A 17,712-nucleotide genomic window follows, 5' to 3' on the forward strand; every position below is an offset into this window, starting at 1 on the left:
CTACCTATATAATAATGGAAGTAAAATCCTTTTTATTTCAATAATCTATTGTCTAATAAGGAATAATATAGAGGTATAAAATGTTTTTCTGTATATACAACATATGATAAAATAGAATGGGAGAGTGAGCTCACTTGCGAAAAAAACGACACAATATTCAAAAACAAGATAATATCATTGTGTTTCCTGGAACTATTAACAAACTAATAGCTGATGGGCATCACTTTGCTGAGCATTATCAATACGACTTAGCTGTGCAAGCTCTTAGTGAAGCATTGCAGTATACTGAAGGTGATGAAAGTACGCTTAGTGTATATGCTTTCTCCTTATATGAAATACGAAATTTTGAAAAAGCGAAAGAGGCATGTGAGGAATTGCTCGCAATAGGTCCTCATAAATACATAGAAGCGATGGAATTATATCTCACTGTCTGCATGGAATTGAAAGAGTTCAATCAGGTAGAAGAGTTAATCAGATCGTTACTTGAAGAAAATGTGATTCCTGAGGATTCAATTCCTAAGTTTATTCGCTTACAAGAACTAAACGCCCGCATAGCAGAAAATCTTATCCAGATAGATGACCCTATTGTCGATATGAAGATTGATAATACAGAGTTGCAACCGGAGCGCTTTTTCTCTTTATCTTATATGAAACAATTTCAATTGTTACAGAGTATTCGGCAAGTGAATATTCGTCATATAAAAGAGGAAATAGTAGCTATTATCGAAGATGAGCGGATTCATCCATTACTTCAAAGTGAGGCATTGCTATTATTAGTAAATCAACAGGTAGATACAACTGTAACGGTTACTAAATTCAATGTTCAGTGTACGGTTAATCCCGCTGAGTTAGCAGAACCAACTACTTTACCAGTAACAAAAACAGTAATGGCAGTTGTTGAAGATGACCTACAGCAGGAACCATCGGCACTAGATATGGTACAATATTTAATACAACGACATATTGTCGTAACTTATCCATTCGAATGGTTCGATTATGATGCACGGGAAATAGCGGATGGCTACATAGATTTTGTACATGCAATGTTCGGAGAAGTAAAAGAAACCGACTATGACTTGATGGACTTTTTCCACAAGCTTGAGCAACTTTCTGAACTGCCTGATGTATGAAATAAGTTGAAAGTATAGCTATCTATGATATACTAAAATGGTTGTCAAAATCGTAAAAACGAATGAATGTCTAACATTTGAAATTATTTTTGGAGGTAGAATAAATGTCAGTGAAATGGGAAAAACAAGAAGGTAATACTGGATTATTAACAGTAGAAGTATCTGCTGAAAAAGTAAACGAAGCTTTAGATCAAGCTTTCAAAAAAGTAGTAAAACAAATTAACGTACCGGGCTTCCGTAAAGGTAAAATGCCTCGTCAAATGTTCGAACAACGCTTTGGTGTTGAATCATTATACCAAGATGCATTAGAAATCTTAGTAAATGGTAACTATCCATTAGCTCTTGATGAAGCTGGAGTAGAACCAGTTGATCAACCAGAAATTGACTTCGAAGCTATCAATAAAAACGAAGCTTTCACATTTACAGCGAAAGTTACTGTTCGTCCAGAAGTAACTCTTGGTGACTACAAAGGTTTAGAAGCGACTAAACAAGACACAGCTGTAACTGATGAAGAAATCGAAGCTCAATTAACAGAACAACAACAACGTCTTGCTGAGCTAGTTGTTAAAGAAGATGAAGCAATCGTAAATGGCGATACTGCTGTAATCGATTTCGAAGGATTCGTTAATGGCGAAGCATTCGAAGGCGGAAAAGGCGATAACTACTCTCTTGAAATCGGTTCTGGTTCATTCATCCCAGGATTTGAAGAACAATTAGTAGGTGCAAAAACTGGTGAAGCAAAAGAAGTTGAAGTAACATTCCCAGAAGAATACCATGCAGCTGAGTTAGCTGGTAAACAAGCAACTTTCAAAGTAACTATTAACGAAGTTAAAGGTAAAGAACTTCCTGAGCTAAACGATGATCTTGCAAAAGAAATCGATAGCGAAGTTGAAGGTTTAGATGCTCTACGTACTAAACTAAAAGAAAAAACTGCAGCTGAAAAATTAACTGCTTCTGAAACAGCTTTACGTGATGAACTAGTAGAAAAAGCAGCAGCTAATGCTTCAATGGATATTCCTGAAGCTATGATTAACACTGAAATTGATCGTATGATGCAAGAATTCACTCAACGCCTTCAAATGCAAGGTATGAATCTTGATCTTTACTACCAATTCTCAGGTCAAGACGAAGCAGCTCTTCGTGGACAAATGAAAACTGACGCTGAAAGCCGCGTACGTGTATCATTAGTTTTAGAAGCAATTGCTGAAGCAGAAAAAATCGAAGTAACTGAAGAAGATTTAACTGCTGAGTTAGAAAAAATGTCTGCTCAATTCGGTATGGACGCAGAACAAATTAAAACTGCTTTAGGTGGTACTCATGTTTTAGAACACGATATCAAAATCCAAAAAACAGTTGAGTTCTTAGCTAATAACGCAAAAATTACTGAGTAATATTTAAATAGCACCATGAATTGATAGGACAAGGTACGTGGTTTTTAGCGTACCTTGTTTTATCACATACATAATTAATACTTTGTAATACATAGAGAGAATAATAAAGCGAAGTGTAACATGAGGAACGAAATCATTATATTTGATAATGTTAACGTAATCTTGTAACATTATTGCTTGAATAGGGGTGAAATAATTGTTCAAATTTAATGACGAAAAAGGCAATTTAAAATGCTCATTCTGTGGCAAGCCACAAGAACAAGTTCGTAAACTGGTTGCAGGACCAGGTGTATATATTTGTGATGAATGTATCGAGTTGTGTTCTGAAATCGTAGTTGAAGAACTAGGTACAGAAGAAGAAGTAGAACTAAAAGATATTCCGAAACCAAAAGAGATCCTTGCAATTTTGGATGATTATGTCATCGGTCAAGAGCGTGCGAAAAAGGCCCTATCTGTTGCGGTATATAATCACTATAAACGTGTGAACTCAAATAGTGTAATTGACGATGTAGAACTTTCAAAATCGAACATCGTATTAATCGGACCAACTGGTAGTGGTAAAACATTACTAGCTCAAACGTTGGCACGTATTATTGATGTACCATTTGCTATTGCGGATGCTACATCTTTAACTGAAGCTGGTTATGTTGGTGAGGATGTTGAGAACATTCTGCTTAAACTAATCCAATCTGCAGATTACGATATCGAGCGTGCTGAAAAAGGGATTATCTATATTGATGAAATCGATAAAGTAGCCCGTAAATCAGAAAATCCATCGATCACTCGTGATGTATCTGGTGAAGGTGTACAACAAGCTCTTCTGAAAATTTTAGAAGGCACAGTTGCTAGTGTTCCTCCACAAGGTGGACGTAAACATCCACATCAAGAATTTATCCAAATTGATACAACAAATATTCTCTTCATCGTTGGTGGAGCATTCGACGGAATTGAATCTATCATTAAACGACGTTTAGGCCAAAAAGTAATTGGTTTCGGTTCGAATGGTAAGAAAAACGAACCAGAAGATAATAACTTGATGAAATATTTAATCCCAGAAGATCTATTGAAATTTGGATTAATCCCTGAATTTATTGGTCGTCTTCCGGTATTAGCAAGTCTTGAACAGCTTGATGCTGAAACGCTTGTTCAAATTTTAACTGAGCCTAAAAACGCGCTTTCTAAGCAATATCAAAAAATGCTAGCTCTTGATGATGTTGAACTTGAGTTCGATCAAGATGCATTATTGGAAATTGCTAAAGAAGCAATCGAACGCAAAACAGGTGCTCGTGGTTTACGCTCGATTATCGAAAACATTATGTTAGATGTTATGTTTGAACTACCTTCTCGTGATGATATTTCAAAATGTATCATTACGAAAGAAACGATTACAGAAAAAGCTCGTCCAAAACTTCTACTTGAAGATGGAACTGAGTTAAAATCAGACAGCGAAAAAACATCTGCTTAATCACTGATTGAAAAGCTGGCTTCGAATAAGTGCCAATCAGCACTACTCGAAAGCCGGCTTTTTTTAGATAAAACTCAGTCGATAAACAATTATGAAGAGTAAAATTGAAATGGTAATCATTTCTGCAATTAATAATGTTTGATTTGCGGGTAAATCGGACAAAATCTAATGGAGGTGATCACCCGCATGACTGAAGTGAAAAAAACGAAAAATATCCCATTATTGCCTTTAAGAGGTTTACTCGTTTATCCCACAATGGTATTACATATCGATGTAGGTCGTGAGCGTTCTGTTGCAGCTCTTGAACATGCAATGCTGGAAGATAATCTTATCTTCTTAGTCACTCAAAAAGAGATGAGCATTGAAAACCCAACGCCGGATGATTTATATTCAGTCGGTACAGTCGCATATGTAAAACAAATGCTAAAGTTACCAAATGGAACAATTCGTGTCCTAGTTGAAGGGCTAAATCGCGCGAAAGTCATTGATTATCGCGATGCTGAAGAATTTGCAGTTGTAGAAATAGAAAACTTCGAAGATTCCAACACTGTAGATCCTGAAACAGAAGCCTTAATGCGCACTCTTCTTACCTATTTTGAAAAGTACTCAAAAGCTTCGAGTAAAGTAACAACAGAAACATATGATACTGTTGCTGATATTGAAGAACCAGGCCGCTTTGCAGATATGGTTGCTTCTTATTTGCCGTTAAAAATTAATGGTAAACAAGAGATTCTTAAAATCATCGACGTAAAGGAACGATTGGAGATATTAATCCAACGTTTACATGATGAGCAAGAAGTATTGAATCTTGAGAAAAAGATCAGCTCTAAAGTAAAACGTGCAATGGAAAAAGCGCAAAAAGAATTCTACTTACGCGAACAAATGAAGGCGATTCAAACAGAGCTAGGTGATCGTGAAGGCAAAACCGGTGAAGTTTCTGAGCTAAAAAAGAAAATTCAAGAATCAGGAATGCCTGAATCTACATTAAAAGCAGCGTATAAAGAATTAGATCGATACGAAAAATTGCCTGCAGCAGCAGCTGAAAGTGGCGTTATTCGTAGTTATATTGATTGGCTTGTTGCTTTACCATGGAAGGAAAAGACGGAAGATAGACACGATATTAAAATGGCAGAAAAAGTTTTGAATCGTGATCATGAAGGGCTTGATAAAGTAAAAGAACGTATTCTTGAATACTTATCAGTTCGACAATTAAAACAATCTTTACGTGGTCCAATTCTATGTTTAGCGGGGCCTCCTGGAGTAGGTAAAACCTCTTTAGCTAAATCGATTTCTGAAGCCTTAAATCGTAAGTTTGTCCGTATTTCACTTGGTGGTGTACGAGATGAATCTGAGGTTCGAGGCCATAGAAGAACATATGTGGGCGCAATGCCTGGCCGTATCATACAAGGTATGAAAAAAGCCGGTACAGTAAACCCTGTATTTCTACTAGATGAAATAGATAAGATGTCAAATGATTTCCGAGGAGATCCTTCGGCTGCTATGCTTGAAGTGTTAGACCCAGAGCAAAACAATACATTTAGTGATCATTACATTGAAGAAACTTATGATTTATCAAATGTATTATTTGTTGCGACAGCAAATGATTTAAGTACGATTCCTGGCCCATTGCTTGATCGTATGGAAATCATTACAATTGCGGGATATACAGAACAAGAAAAGCATGAAATCTCGAAAAAACATCTCATTCCGAAGCAACTGAAAGAGCATGGTTTAACGAAAACTCAATTGCAAATTCGTGATGATGCTATTATTGATTTAATCAGATTTTACACTCGCGAAGCAGGTGTTAGGGGCTTAGAGCGTCAAATTGCAACACTTTGCCGTAAAGCAGCGATGCAAATAGTTGCAGGTGATAAAAAGCGTGTTGTAATGGCGGCTAAAAACCTTGAAGATATTCTTGGAAAACACCGTTTCCATTACGGACAAGCTGAAACAGAAAACCAAATAGGTGTGGCGACTGGATTAGCTTATACAACAGTTGGTGGTGATACTTTGCAAATTGAAGTATCATTAACTCCTGGTAAAGGTAAATTACAGTTAACTGGTAAACTTGGTGACGTGATGAAGGAATCTGCTCAAACGGCATTATCTTATGTACGTTCAAAATCGGAGGATCTGAATATTGACCCAGAATTCTTCGACAAACATGATATTCACATTCACGTGCCAGAAGGAGCCGTACCAAAAGATGGCCCATCAGCGGGTATTACAATGGTAACAGCCATTACATCTGCTATTACGAAACGTCCAATCCGACGAGAAGTTGGTATGACAGGAGAAGTGACGTTGCGAGGAAGAGTATTACCAATTGGTGGTTTGAAAGAAAAAACGTTAGGGGCGCATCGTGCAGGCTTAACGACAATTATTTTACCGAAAGACAATGAACGCGATATTGATGATATACCAGATAGTGTTCGTGAACAGCTTTCATTTAAGATAGTGTCAAACGCAGATGAAGTACTGGAAATAGCGTTAGACGGAGGAGAAATATGAAAGTTAATAATGTAGAAATGGTCATTAGTGCAGTTCGACCAGCACAATATCCAGAGGACGGTCTGCCAGAGTTCGCTTTGGCAGGACGTTCAAATGTAGGGAAGTCATCTTTTATCAATCGAATGATTGGACGTAAAAGCATGGCGCGTATTTCATCTAAACCAGGGAAGACGCAAACGCTAAACTTTTATAAAATTGAAGAGCAGCTATTTTTTGTGGATGTTCCAGGTTATGGGTATGCGAAGGTTTCGAAATCTGAGCGTGAAGCTTGGGGCAAAATGATTGAACAATATTTCACAAGTCGCCCGATTTTAAAGGCGGTTGTGTTAATTGTAGATATTCGTCATAAGCCAACAGTTGATGACTGTATGATGTATGATTTCTTGAAGCATTATAATATTCCGGTTATCGTTGTTGCAACGAAAGCAGATAAAATTGTAAAAGGTAAGTGGGATAAGCATAAAAAAGTTGTTAAAGAAGTTTTAGATATGGATCCGAATGATCCTCTTATTTTATTCTCTTCTGAAAAAAGTATGGGAATGGACCAAGCTTGGGCAGAGATAGAAAAAAGAATGTAAGAGTTTCATATAAAGAGCGCAAGGATATTTTCTTGTGCTCTTTTATTATGTATTGAATAGTTATGTGTTCGTTTGGGGAAAATAATTTTAAAGCAATATAGTTGTTGTTCGACAATATTTTTGATACACTTACATTATAATTATTCTAAATAAGATACTATCTATTATCATTCATACGCTGTTCACAATTAAACCTAGCCGTGACAGACATTTATGCTATAATAGAAATCGTGAATTAGATGAACGTGAGAGGTGTATGATTTCATGCATACCATCGTAGTAGGCTTGAATTATAAAACAGCGCCCGTAGAAATTCGTGAAAAATTTTCATTTATTGAGAGTGAAATACCGAATGCTATGAGAGCTCTTCAAAATCAAAAAAGCATATTAGAAAACGTAATTGTATCTACATGTAACCGAACAGAAGTGTATGCTGTTGTCGATCAATTGCATACCGGACGCCACTATATAAAACAATTCCTTGCAGATTGGTTTAAAGTACCTGTTGAAACTTTTTCTGCTCATTTATATATTCGTGAAGATGAACAGTCGATGGAGCATTTGTTCCGTGTAACTGCAGGAATAGATTCAATGGTACTTGGAGAGACACAAATCCTTGGACAAGTTCGTACAAGCTTCTTAAGTAGTCAAGAAATCGGTACAACTGGTACGGTATACAATAAGTTATTTAAACAAGCAATTACATTTGCAAAACGTGCACATGGTGAAACAGCCATTGGCGAAAATGCAGTGTCTGTTTCTTATGCAGCTGTAGAGCTGGCTAAGAAAATCTTTGGCTCACTAGAACAGAAGCATGTGGCTATTTTAGGCGCAGGTAAAATGGGTGAGCTAGCGATTCAAAACTTGTATGGTAGCGGTGTTGGTAAAGTTACAGTCGTTAATCGTACATTTGAAAAGGCAGAATTACTTGCTTCTAAATTTGAAGGAACAGCAAAATCAATGCAAGAGCTCCAATGTACACTTCTTGAAGCTGATATTTTAATCAGTTCAACTGGTGCGACAAACTATGTGATTGACTCAGAACTAATGCAATTTGTAGAACGTTTAAGAAAAGGAAAGCCATTGTTTATGGTAGATATTGCTGTGCCGCGTGATTTAGATCCAAGTATTGGCGATTTACCAAATGTCTTTTTATATGATATCGATGATTTGCAAGGTATAGTTGAGGCAAATCTTGCTGAGCGTGAACGTGCTGCTAAGCAAATTTCGTCAATGATTGACACAGAAATCGGTGACTTCCAAGATTGGTTAACAACGCTCGGTGTTGTCCCTGTAATTGCTGCACTTCGTAAAAAAGCGGCAACAATTCAAGAGGAAACAATGCAAAGTATTGAAAATAAAATGCCTGATTTAACTGATCGAGAGAAAAAAGTATTAAGTAAGCATACGAAGTCAATCATTAATCAACTATTGAAAGAACCAATTTTGCAAGCTAAGGAAATGGCGAGTTCATCAAAAGCCAATGAACAATTACAGCTATTCCAACAAATTTTCGGAATCGAAGATGCTGTGCAAGATGAGGTGGAAAAGCACCAACTTGAAGAAAAAAATCGAATGCAAAAAATAGCAGAAGAAGCACAATCTTCTAGTCCTGGATTATCATATTAATGAAATTTTTTTAGGAGGCGTTTTCGTATCTGTATGGTAAACTAATAGATGCGAAATCGTCTTTTTTTTCGGACGAAAGTTAAATATAAAGGAGTAAGTTATGGCTGATTTGACGATGACAAGACTACATGAAGCGATGGTCGTCTTATATGCAATCAGTCTTGTATTCTATTTTATAGATTATTTAAATAAGGATGCAAAAGCTCACCGTGTTGCATTTTGGCTACTTTCCATCGTATGGGTTTTACAATCAGTGTTTTTAGTAATGTATATAGTGGAGACGCATCGTTTCCCTATACTATCATTGTTTGAAGGGATATATTTCTACGCATGGTTATTAATTACTATTTCGATTCTTTTACATTGTGTGTATCGAGTAGATTTACCTGTGTTCTTTATCAACGTAATTGGGTTCATCTTCATGACGATTCATACATTTGCACCAGCGCAAATTGGACAGTCACCAGTAGGAGAAGCTTTAAGTTCTGAACTTTTATTTATCCATATCACGTTTGCAATACTTTCGTATGTGGCATTCTCGTTATCATTTGTTTTTTCGACATTATATTTGATTCTATATAATGTATTAAAGAAAAAGAAATGGACGAAACAATGGTCGAGACTTCCATCATTACAGCAAACTGAGCAAGGGATGACGGCTTCATTATTAACGGGTATACCGTTATTATTAATAAGTTTAATTTTAGGCTTACAATGGGCATATTTAACATTAGATAACATATCTGTATTTGATGTGAAAATTATGGGCTCATTTATTTCATTGTTAATATATTGTTTCATCATATATGGAAATCGAAAAGGAAAATTATATTCAACGAATTATGCATGGGCTCATGTGTATGCATTTCTATTCGTGATTATCAATTTCTTTTTAGGAAGCAGGTTGTCTGATTTTCATCTTTGGTATTAATAGAGAGGTTGGATTATTGTGAGGAAAATAGTAGTAGGTTCAAGAAGAAGTAAACTTGCTTTAACGCAAACTAATTGGTTTATCAATCAAATGAAACAGGCGGGGGCTCCGTTTGAATTTGAAGTCAAAGAAATCGTGACTAAGGGTGATCAAATTTTAGATGTACAACTTTCTAAAGTGGGCGGTAAAGGTCTATTTGTAAAAGAAATCGAACAAGAACTTTTCGATAAAGGAATTGATTTTGCCGTGCACAGTATGAAAGACATGCCTGCTGTTCTACCAGAAGGTCTTGTAATCGGCTGTATACCTCCGCGTGAAGATGCACGTGATGCTTTCATTTCAAAAGGCCATGTGAAATTTGCGGACCTTCCAAAAGGTGCGGTTGTTGGAACAAGTAGCTTACGCCGTAGTGCACAATTATTAGTTCAACGTCCAGATATCGAGATTAAATGGATTCGTGGAAACGTAGATACACGTTTGGCGAAACTTGAAACAGGTGAATATGATGCGATTATTTTAGCAGCAGCGGGTCTAAAACGACTTGGCTGGAGTCAAGATGTCGTAACAGAATACTTATCTGCCGAAATGTGTATCCCAGCTGTTGGACAAGGTTCTCTAGGTATTGAGTGTCGTAGTGATGATGCTGAATTATTAGCTGAGCTTGCAAAATTAACAGACAAAGCAACTTGGGAAGAAGCACATGCGGAGCGAGCATATCTTGCAGCGATGGATGGCGGTTGCCAAGTACCAATCGCGGGTTACGCAAAATATGACGGAAAACAAATTGAATTAACTGGTTTAGTAGCTGCTCCAGATGCCTCTGTTATTTATAAAGAAACGGTAACGATGGAAGATGCTAAAGCAGTTGGTGAAGAAGTTGCTCGTATTTTGACAGAGCAAGGAGCCTTTGATTTAATTCAAAAAGTTAAGGCTGAGCAAGATGCTAAATGATTTACCTCTTAGAGGAGAGAAAATAGTTTTAACAGGCACGCATGTTACAGCATCCGTGGAAAAGCAAATCGAACAATTAGGCGGTCAGGCTATACACCTACCGCTTATTACTATTAATGAGATTAAAAGTGATATGGACCGACAGCGTCTTGAAAAAAGTAAGCAGTATGATTGGCTTATTTTCACAAGCCAAAATGCGGTCCTTGCTTTTAAAAGTAAAATACAGCGTTTTCATTTCAATGCATCTGAATGGTCATGTAAAGTAGCTGCTGTAGGTGCAAAAACAGCGGAAGCTCTTGAGACGATAGGCTTTGAGATAAACTTCATGCCATCAACTTTTAGTGCAGATATATTTGTACAAGAGTTTCCTGCTGTTGCAGGAGACGGCGTATCTTGTCAGTTTTTTAAAGGCTCGATGGCAAAGGATACTATAGTAAAAGGTTTATCTTATCGTGTCGATGAATGGACTATCTATGAAACGGTTCAAACGACAGAACATATCACAGAACTGCTAACTCTTTTAAAAGCATCGTCAAATGTAAGTATTACCTTTGCCAGTCCATCTGCAGTAGAGGTTTTTACAGAGTATATTGCGAAGGTAATTGGTTGGGATTCATTTAAAGTTCTATCCATAGGACATATTACTGAGCAAGCGTTAATTAAGGCAGGATCTAAAGTTGATATAATGCCATCCACTTATACAATGAAGGCATTAATTCAAGAGTTAGCTAATAGAAAGGAACATCTAAAATGAAAGATTTAACATTTAAAAGACATAGACGTTTACGTCAATCTGCTACTATGCGTTCAATGGTAAAAGAAACATACTTGCATAAAGAAGATTTCATCTATCCAATTTTTGTCATGGAAGGCGAAAATATTAAAAATGAAGTATCTTCAATGCCAGGTGTTTTCCAATTTTCAATTGACCGTTTAGGAGAAGAGATGGATGAAGTAGTATCACTAGGTATTCCTTCAGTTATTCTTTTTGGCTTACCAGCTGAAAAAGATGAGGTTGGTACTCAAGCATTCCATAATCACGGGATAGTTCAAGAGGCAACTCGTTTTGTGAAAAAGAATTATCCGGAAATTGTTGTTATAGCGGACACATGCCTATGTGAATTTACTTCTCACGGTCACTGTGGTGTTGTGAATGACAAAGAACAAATTTTAAATGACCCTTCACTAGATTTATTAGCAAAAACAGCAGTTTCACAAGCAGAAGCGGGAGCAGACATTATTGCGCCTTCTAATATGATGGATGGTTTTGTAACTGCGATTCGTAAAGGCTTAGATGATGCTGGATTTGAAGATGTTCCAATTATGTCTTATGCAGTAAAATATGCTTCAGCATACTATGGTCCATTCCGTGATGCTGCTGATGGCGCGCCTAAATTTGGCGACCGTAAAACATATCAAATGGATCCTGCAAATCGTATGGAAGCAATGCGTGAAGCCACTTCAGACGTGGAAGAAGGGGCAGATTTCCTAATCGTTAAACCAGCATTAGCTTACTTAGATATCGTACGTGATGTACGTAATAATTACGATTTACCGATTGTTGCTTACAATGTAAGTGGAGAATATGCAATGGTTAAAGCAGCATCTATTAATGGCTGGATTGACGAAAAACAAACTGTTCTAGAAACACTACTAGGTATGAAACGTGCTGGAGCAGACTTAATCATTACTTATCATGCGAAAGATGCAGTTCGTTGGATGGAGGGAAAATAATTTATGACACGTTCATATGAAAAATCAAAACAAGCTTTTAAAGAAGCTGTGAACTTAATGCCGGGCGGCGTAAATAGCCCAGTTCGTGCGTTTAAAGCAGTGGATATGGATCCAATTTTCATGGCTAGTGGTAAAGGTGCAATCATTACTGATATTGATGGCAATGATTATATTGACTATGTATTATCGTGGGGTCCACTAATTATTGGTCACACACATCCTGATGTAGTAGCTGCTATTCAAAAGGTAGCTGAAACAGGTACGAGTTTTGGAGCTTCTTCACTAGTAGAAAATGAACTAGCAAAAGTAGTAATTGATCGTATTCCTTCAATCGAAATGATTCGTATGGTATCTTCAGGTACGGAAGCGACGATGAGTGCAATACGTGCAGCCCGTGGCTTTACAGGTAGAGACAAAATTTTAAAATTTGAAGGAAGTTATCACGGACATGGTGATAGTTTACTAATTAAAGCTGGTTCAGGTGTAGCAACACTTGGTTTACCAGACAGCCCAGGCGTACCAATGGGAATCGCTCAAAACACATTAACTGTTCCTTATAATGATTTAGAATCGGCTAAACTAGTCTTCGAAAAATTTGGAGAAGAAATTGCTGCTGTAATCGTTGAGCCAGTTTGCGGTAATATGGGTGTCGTTCCTCCGCTTCCAGGCTTCCTTGAAGGATTACGTGAATTAACATCAAACGCTGGTTCACTATTGATCTTTGATGAAGTAATGACTGGTTTCCGTGTAGGGTATCATAGTGCTCAAGGACACTTCGGTGTAACACCTGATTTAACTTGTCTTGGTAAAGTAATCGGTGGTGGTCTGCCTGTAGGTGCATTTGGTGGTAAGCGTGAGATTATGGAGAAAATTGCTCCAGCAGGTCCAATCTATCAAGCGGGTACATTATCAGGTAACCCACTTGCAATGTCTGCTGGCTTAGCGACAATTAGTCATTTAAAACCTGAAACATATGATTACTTTACAAAGTTAGGTGATCAATTAGAAGCAGGTTTCCGTGAAGCTGCAGAAACGTATAACATCCCCCACACAGTAAATCGTGCGGGTTCGATGATTGGTTATTTCTTAACGAATGAAAATGTTATTAACTTTGAAACAGCAAAAACTTCTGATTTACAATTGTTTGCTGAATACTACGGTTTAATGGCGAATGAAGGAATCTTCTTACCGCCGTCACAATTTGAAGGTGTATTTGTTTCTACAGAGCATACTGAAGAACACATTGCAAAAACAGTTCAAGCTTTCCAAAAAGTATTCAAACAACTTGCTCGATAATTTTATACTACTATAAGAAAAGGGCTTTCTCTATTTTGAGAAAGCCCTTTTCAATGCATATAAATACATTGATAATGTACATGAAATAGCTAATCTTTTCATTTAGAGTATCTTCTTTAATTTCAGACTCGACAAACGACTGACTAATTAAAACCTTTCAAACCATCAACATAACATAATGCATAATCATTATACTACCTAGCATATAATCTATTAGATATATGAAGGAGGTCAAGCTATGCAACATATTTCCTGGGAAATTGCAGAAGGATTTAACTTTCCTGAAAGTTTTGGTAAACCGCAAGATACATCAAATGTGAAAATTACACCTCGTTGGACACAGGAAGAGTCAGGTGAATCATTATTCTTAACAGGTATATATCATATTTCTGCCAATGTAGCATTTGCGGAAGGCGAAACACCACATCATGGGACTTCAACTTGGACAACAATAGAAGATCTAGACATGCAAGGTGAATCAGGTTATTTTGAATATGCTGTGCCATTACATGTAAATTTACCACGAGAACGAGTGAATAAAGACGTCCCTGTGGAAATCAAAGTAGAGCATATAACGACAACATTCCAAGAGGATGGTAGCTGTCATTTTAACTGGCGGGCAACATGTCAGTATGAAGAGCCGCAAGTTGCTACTGCGCAAGTAGAAGCAGAGGTAGTAGAAAGTCCATCTACTACAACTGCAGAGGCAAGCGCGGAAGAAAAACCAGAATCCAATGCATTCTTATGGGATTTAGCAGAAGCGTATACGATTAAAACTTATCATTTAAAGGAAATCCGTAAACAGTAACCACCACAATAACGCTAAAATAAAAAGTAAGATAATGTCCCCTGTTGTCGGGATAATAATTACACGTATACCTTGGAAGAGACAAATAGGAACGATAATATGTCTACAGTAAAATCTTGTTTTCCGTAGCCAAGGTGGCAGGAAATAAGGATTATATTTTCTACGTGACATGAAATGTAGCCCTCCTTTCTAAAAAACTTGAAAATGCATCTTTTTTCCGATACAATTAGGTCATCTTAATATAGATGCATAGATAGGGAAGAGTAAAATGCATTGTGTTTGCCAAAGAGAGGAAACGTATGGTGAAAGTTTCCGCATACACACATTTGAAGGTCGCCCTGGAGCAGTTTCTGTGAACCTGATAAAGCTTAGCAGAAGCCGGTTAGAAGCCGTTATACAATGAAGTGTCAGCACGTCTTTTTGTGTTGAAATAAAGGTGGTACCGCGAATTCAACTCCTTCGTCCTTTTTAGGCGATAGGAGTTTTTTATTTGCAAAAAACTACAAGATACTTCGTTGTTAACAAAAAAATTAAAAGGAGGTCGTCAATTTGACAGAACAACAAACGACATCAATGCCAACGAAATATGATCCACAGTCTATCGAGCAAGGACGTTATGAATGGTGGCTAAAGGGAGATTTCTTTAAAGCACAACCTGAAAGTGGCAAAGAGCCGTATTCAATCGTAATTCCACCGCCAAACGTAACAGGTAAACTACACTTAGGTCACGCTTGGGATACAACATTACAAGATATCCTAATTCGTATGAAACGTATGCAAGGGTACGATGCACTTTGGTTACCAGGTATGGACCATGCAGGTATTGCAACACAAGCAAAGGTTGAAGCGAAACTTCGTGAAGAAGGCGTTACTCGTTATGACTTAGGCCGTGAAAAGTTCGTAGCAAAAACATGGGAATGGAAAGAAGAGTATGCAGGTCATATTCGTGAGCAATGGGCGAAAATGGGTTTAGCGCTAGATTATTCTCGTGAACGCTTCACATTAGATGAAGGACTTTCTGATGCAGTAAAAGAAGTATTCGTAAAACTTTACGAAAAAGGTTTAATCTATCGCGGTGAATATATCATCAACTGGGATCCAGCAACTAAAACTGCGTTATCTGATATTGAAGTTATTTACAAAGACATTCCAGGTGCTTTTTATCACTTCAAATATCCTTTAACTGATGGAACTGGAACAATTGAGATTGCAACTACTCGCCCTGAAACAATGTTAGGTGATACTGCAATCGCTGTTCACCCTAAGGATGAACGTTACCAACATTTAATCGGTAAAACAGTAACATTACCAATTGTAGGTCGTGAAATTCCAATCATAGCAGATGATTACGTTGAAATGGAATTTGGTACGGGAGTTGTGAAAATTACCCCAGCTCATGACCCGAATGACTTTGAAGTAGGTAACCGTCATGACTTACCACGTATTCTTGTAATGAACGAAGATGGTTCAATGAATGATAATGCTGGTAAATATAAAGGTATGGATCGCTTTGAATGCCGAAAAGCAATCGTTAAAGACTTACAAGACATGGATGTTTGCTTCAAAATTGAAGAGCATGTGCACTCAGTAGGACACTCAGAACGTTCTGATGCAGTTGTTGAGCCATATCTTTCAACACAATGGTTCGTAAAAATGCAACCTCTTGCTGATAAATCACTAGAGCTTCAAAAAGATGAAGAAGGCAAAGTAAACTTTGTACCTTCACGTTTTGAAAATACGTATTCTCGTTGGATGGAGAATATCCGTGATTGGTGTATTTCTCGTCAACTTTGGTGGGGACACCGAATTCCGGCTTGGTACCATAAAGAAACAGGTGAAGTTTACGTAGGTACGGATGCACCAGCTGATGCTGAAAACTGGAATCAAGATACGGATGTACTAGATACTTGGTTCTCATCTGCGTTATGGCCTTTTTCAACAATGGGCTGGCCAGATGAAGAGAACGAAGAATTTAAACGTTATTACCCAACCAATACTTTAGTAACGGGTTATGATATTATATTCTTCTGGGTTTCTCGTATGATATTCCAAGGTATTGAATTTACTGGTTCACGTCCATTTGAAGACGTATTAATTCACGGTCTAGTTCGCGACGAACAAGGTCGCAAAATGTCTAAGTCTCTAGGTAACGGCGTTGATCCAATGGATGTTATCGAAAAATACGGTGCTGACTCATTACGTTACTTCTTAGCAACTGGTTCTTCTCCAGGTCAAGATTTACGTTATTCAAATGAAAAAGTAGAAGCTGTTTGGAACTTCTCAAACAAAATTTGGAACGCTTCACGCTTTGCTTTGATGAACATGGAAGGCATGGCTTTCGATGAAATCGATTTAACTGGTAAAAAATCAGTGGCAGATCAATGGATTCTAACTCGTCTGAACGAAACAATCGAACAAGTAACAACTTTAGCTGAGAAGTTTGAATTTGGTGAAGTAGGTCGTCAATTATACAACTTCATCTGGGATGATTTCTGTGACTGGTACATCGAAATGGCGAAATTGCCATTATACGGTGAAGATGAAGCAGCGAAGAAAACAACGCGCTCTGTACTAGCATATGTTTTAGATAATACAATGCGCCTGTTACATCCATTTATGCCATTTATCACTGAAGAAATTTGGCAAAACCTACCTCATCAAGGTGAATCGATCACAGTAGCAGCTTGGCCGAAAGTTGATGAATCATTAACTTCACAAACGCAATCGGATAACATGAAATTATTAATGGACATTATTCGTGCTGTTCGTAACATTCGTGCTGAAGTACAGACGCCAATGAGTAAAAAAGTACCTCTTTATGTTTCAGCTAAAGATGCTGTAACACTTGCAGTGCTAGAAGATAACAAATCTTATCTAGAAAAATTCTGTAACCCAGAGCCGTTAACGCTTGGTGAAGGCATTGAAGCTCCTGGTCAATATATGTCAGCTGTAGTATCTGGTGCTGAACTATTCTTACCTCTTGAAGGGTTAATCGATGTAGCGGCTGAAGTTGAGCGCTTATCAAATGAACTTGAGAAATGGGGTAAAGAAGTGAAACGTGTTCAAGGTAAATTGAACAATGAGCGTTTCGTATCTAAAGCTCCAGATGATGTAGTAGCTGCTGAACGTGCAAAAGAAGCAGACTATATTGAAAAATACGCAACAGTAGAGAAACGTATTAACGAATTAAAAAATATGTAATCAAAAAAATCGCTCAAGTATTTTGCTTGAGCGATTTTTTCTGTTAACTAAAATAAACAACATCCGATAAATTAAGCGAAATCA

14 protein-coding genes and 1 other annotated feature are annotated in these 17,712 nt (G+C 37.3%); of the genes, 13 read left to right on the top strand and 1 reads right to left on the bottom strand.

Annotated elements, in window-relative coordinates; translation table 11 throughout:
- Nucleotides 1–134: 134 nt before the first annotated feature.
- The 12 genes from ACZLO7_RS06685 to ACZLO7_RS06740 all read left to right on the top strand — a co-directional run bounded on the left by ACZLO7_RS06685 (nt 135) and on the right by ACZLO7_RS06740 (nt 14,427).
- Nucleotides 135–1,130, top strand: coding sequence for a tetratricopeptide repeat protein (locus ACZLO7_RS06685; RefSeq protein WP_464940623.1), 996 nt, complete (start codon nt 135–137; stop codon nt 1,128–1,130).
- A gap of 104 nt (nt 1,131–1,234) precedes the next feature.
- A complete protein-coding gene (tig, locus tag ACZLO7_RS06690; RefSeq protein ID WP_464940624.1) occupies nt 1,235–2,521 on the top strand; it encodes a trigger factor in 1,287 nt (428 codons plus the stop codon).
- Between the two features lie 196 nt (nt 2,522–2,717).
- Nucleotides 2,718–3,986, top strand: a complete 1,269-nt coding sequence (gene clpX / locus ACZLO7_RS06695) for an ATP-dependent protease ATP-binding subunit ClpX (RefSeq protein WP_464940625.1) — start codon at nt 2,718–2,720, stop codon at nt 3,984–3,986.
- A 186-nt stretch (nt 3,987–4,172) separates the two neighbouring features.
- Complete coding sequence (gene lon, locus ACZLO7_RS06700) at nt 4,173–6,500, top strand: endopeptidase La (protein WP_464940626.1); 2,328 nt, start codon at nt 4,173–4,175, stop codon at nt 6,498–6,500.
- Nucleotides 6,497–7,078, top strand: a complete 582-nt coding sequence (gene yihA, locus ACZLO7_RS06705) for a ribosome biogenesis GTP-binding protein YihA/YsxC (protein WP_427750662.1) — start codon at nt 6,497–6,499, stop codon at nt 7,076–7,078. Before lon ends, yihA begins: the two co-directional genes overlap by 4 nt.
- A 264-nt stretch (nt 7,079–7,342) precedes the next feature.
- Nucleotides 7,343–8,707 carry a glutamyl-tRNA reductase gene (hemA, locus tag ACZLO7_RS06710; protein WP_464940627.1) on the top strand — a complete coding sequence of 455 codons (1,365 nt, stop codon included), beginning with the start codon at nt 7,343–7,345 and terminating at the stop codon, nt 8,705–8,707.
- A gap of 100 nt (nt 8,708–8,807) precedes the next feature.
- Nucleotides 8,808–9,638, top strand: a complete 831-nt coding sequence (gene ccsA / locus ACZLO7_RS06715) for a cytochrome c biogenesis protein CcsA (protein ID WP_464940628.1) — start codon at nt 8,808–8,810, stop codon at nt 9,636–9,638.
- 18 nt (nt 9,639–9,656) lie between these two features.
- Nucleotides 9,657–10,589 carry a hydroxymethylbilane synthase gene (hemC, locus tag ACZLO7_RS06720; RefSeq protein WP_464940629.1) on the top strand — a complete coding sequence of 311 codons (933 nt, stop codon included), beginning with the start codon at nt 9,657–9,659 and terminating at the stop codon, nt 10,587–10,589.
- Complete coding sequence (locus ACZLO7_RS06725; protein ID WP_464940630.1) at nt 10,579–11,343, top strand: uroporphyrinogen-III synthase; 765 nt, start codon at nt 10,579–10,581, stop codon at nt 11,341–11,343. The genes hemC and ACZLO7_RS06725 overlap by 11 nt, the downstream gene beginning before the upstream one ends.
- Complete coding sequence (gene hemB / locus ACZLO7_RS06730; protein WP_511261397.1) at nt 11,340–12,323, top strand: porphobilinogen synthase; 984 nt, start codon at nt 11,340–11,342, stop codon at nt 12,321–12,323. Before ACZLO7_RS06725 ends, hemB begins: the two co-directional genes overlap by 4 nt.
- Before the next feature lie 3 nt (nt 12,324–12,326).
- Entirely contained in the window at nt 12,327–13,619 is a 1,293-nt protein-coding gene (gene hemL / locus ACZLO7_RS06735) for a glutamate-1-semialdehyde 2,1-aminomutase (RefSeq protein WP_464940970.1), read from the top strand.
- 238 nt (nt 13,620–13,857) lie between these two features.
- Entirely contained in the window at nt 13,858–14,427 is a 570-nt protein-coding gene (locus ACZLO7_RS06740; RefSeq protein WP_464940971.1) for a hypothetical protein, read from the top strand.
- On the opposite strand, the gene ACZLO7_RS06745 is transcribed toward ACZLO7_RS06740, so the two are convergent.
- A complete protein-coding gene (locus ACZLO7_RS06745) occupies nt 14,404–14,598 on the bottom strand; it encodes a YszA family small membrane protein (RefSeq protein WP_511261398.1) in 195 nt (64 codons plus the stop codon). The genes ACZLO7_RS06740 and ACZLO7_RS06745 overlap by 24 nt on opposite strands.
- Nucleotides 14,599–14,668: 70 nt before the next feature.
- Nucleotides 14,669–14,897: a binding site (T-box leader), on the top strand.
- Between the two features lie 103 nt (nt 14,898–15,000).
- Here ACZLO7_RS06745 and ACZLO7_RS06750 point away from each other — a divergent pair.
- Nucleotides 15,001–17,628, top strand: a complete 2,628-nt coding sequence (locus ACZLO7_RS06750) for a valine--tRNA ligase (RefSeq protein WP_464941000.1) — start codon at nt 15,001–15,003, stop codon at nt 17,626–17,628.
- The last annotated feature ends 84 nt before the right edge of the window (nt 17,629–17,712 follow it).

This window comes from Viridibacillus sp. d25.2 (genome assembly GCF_055456015.2).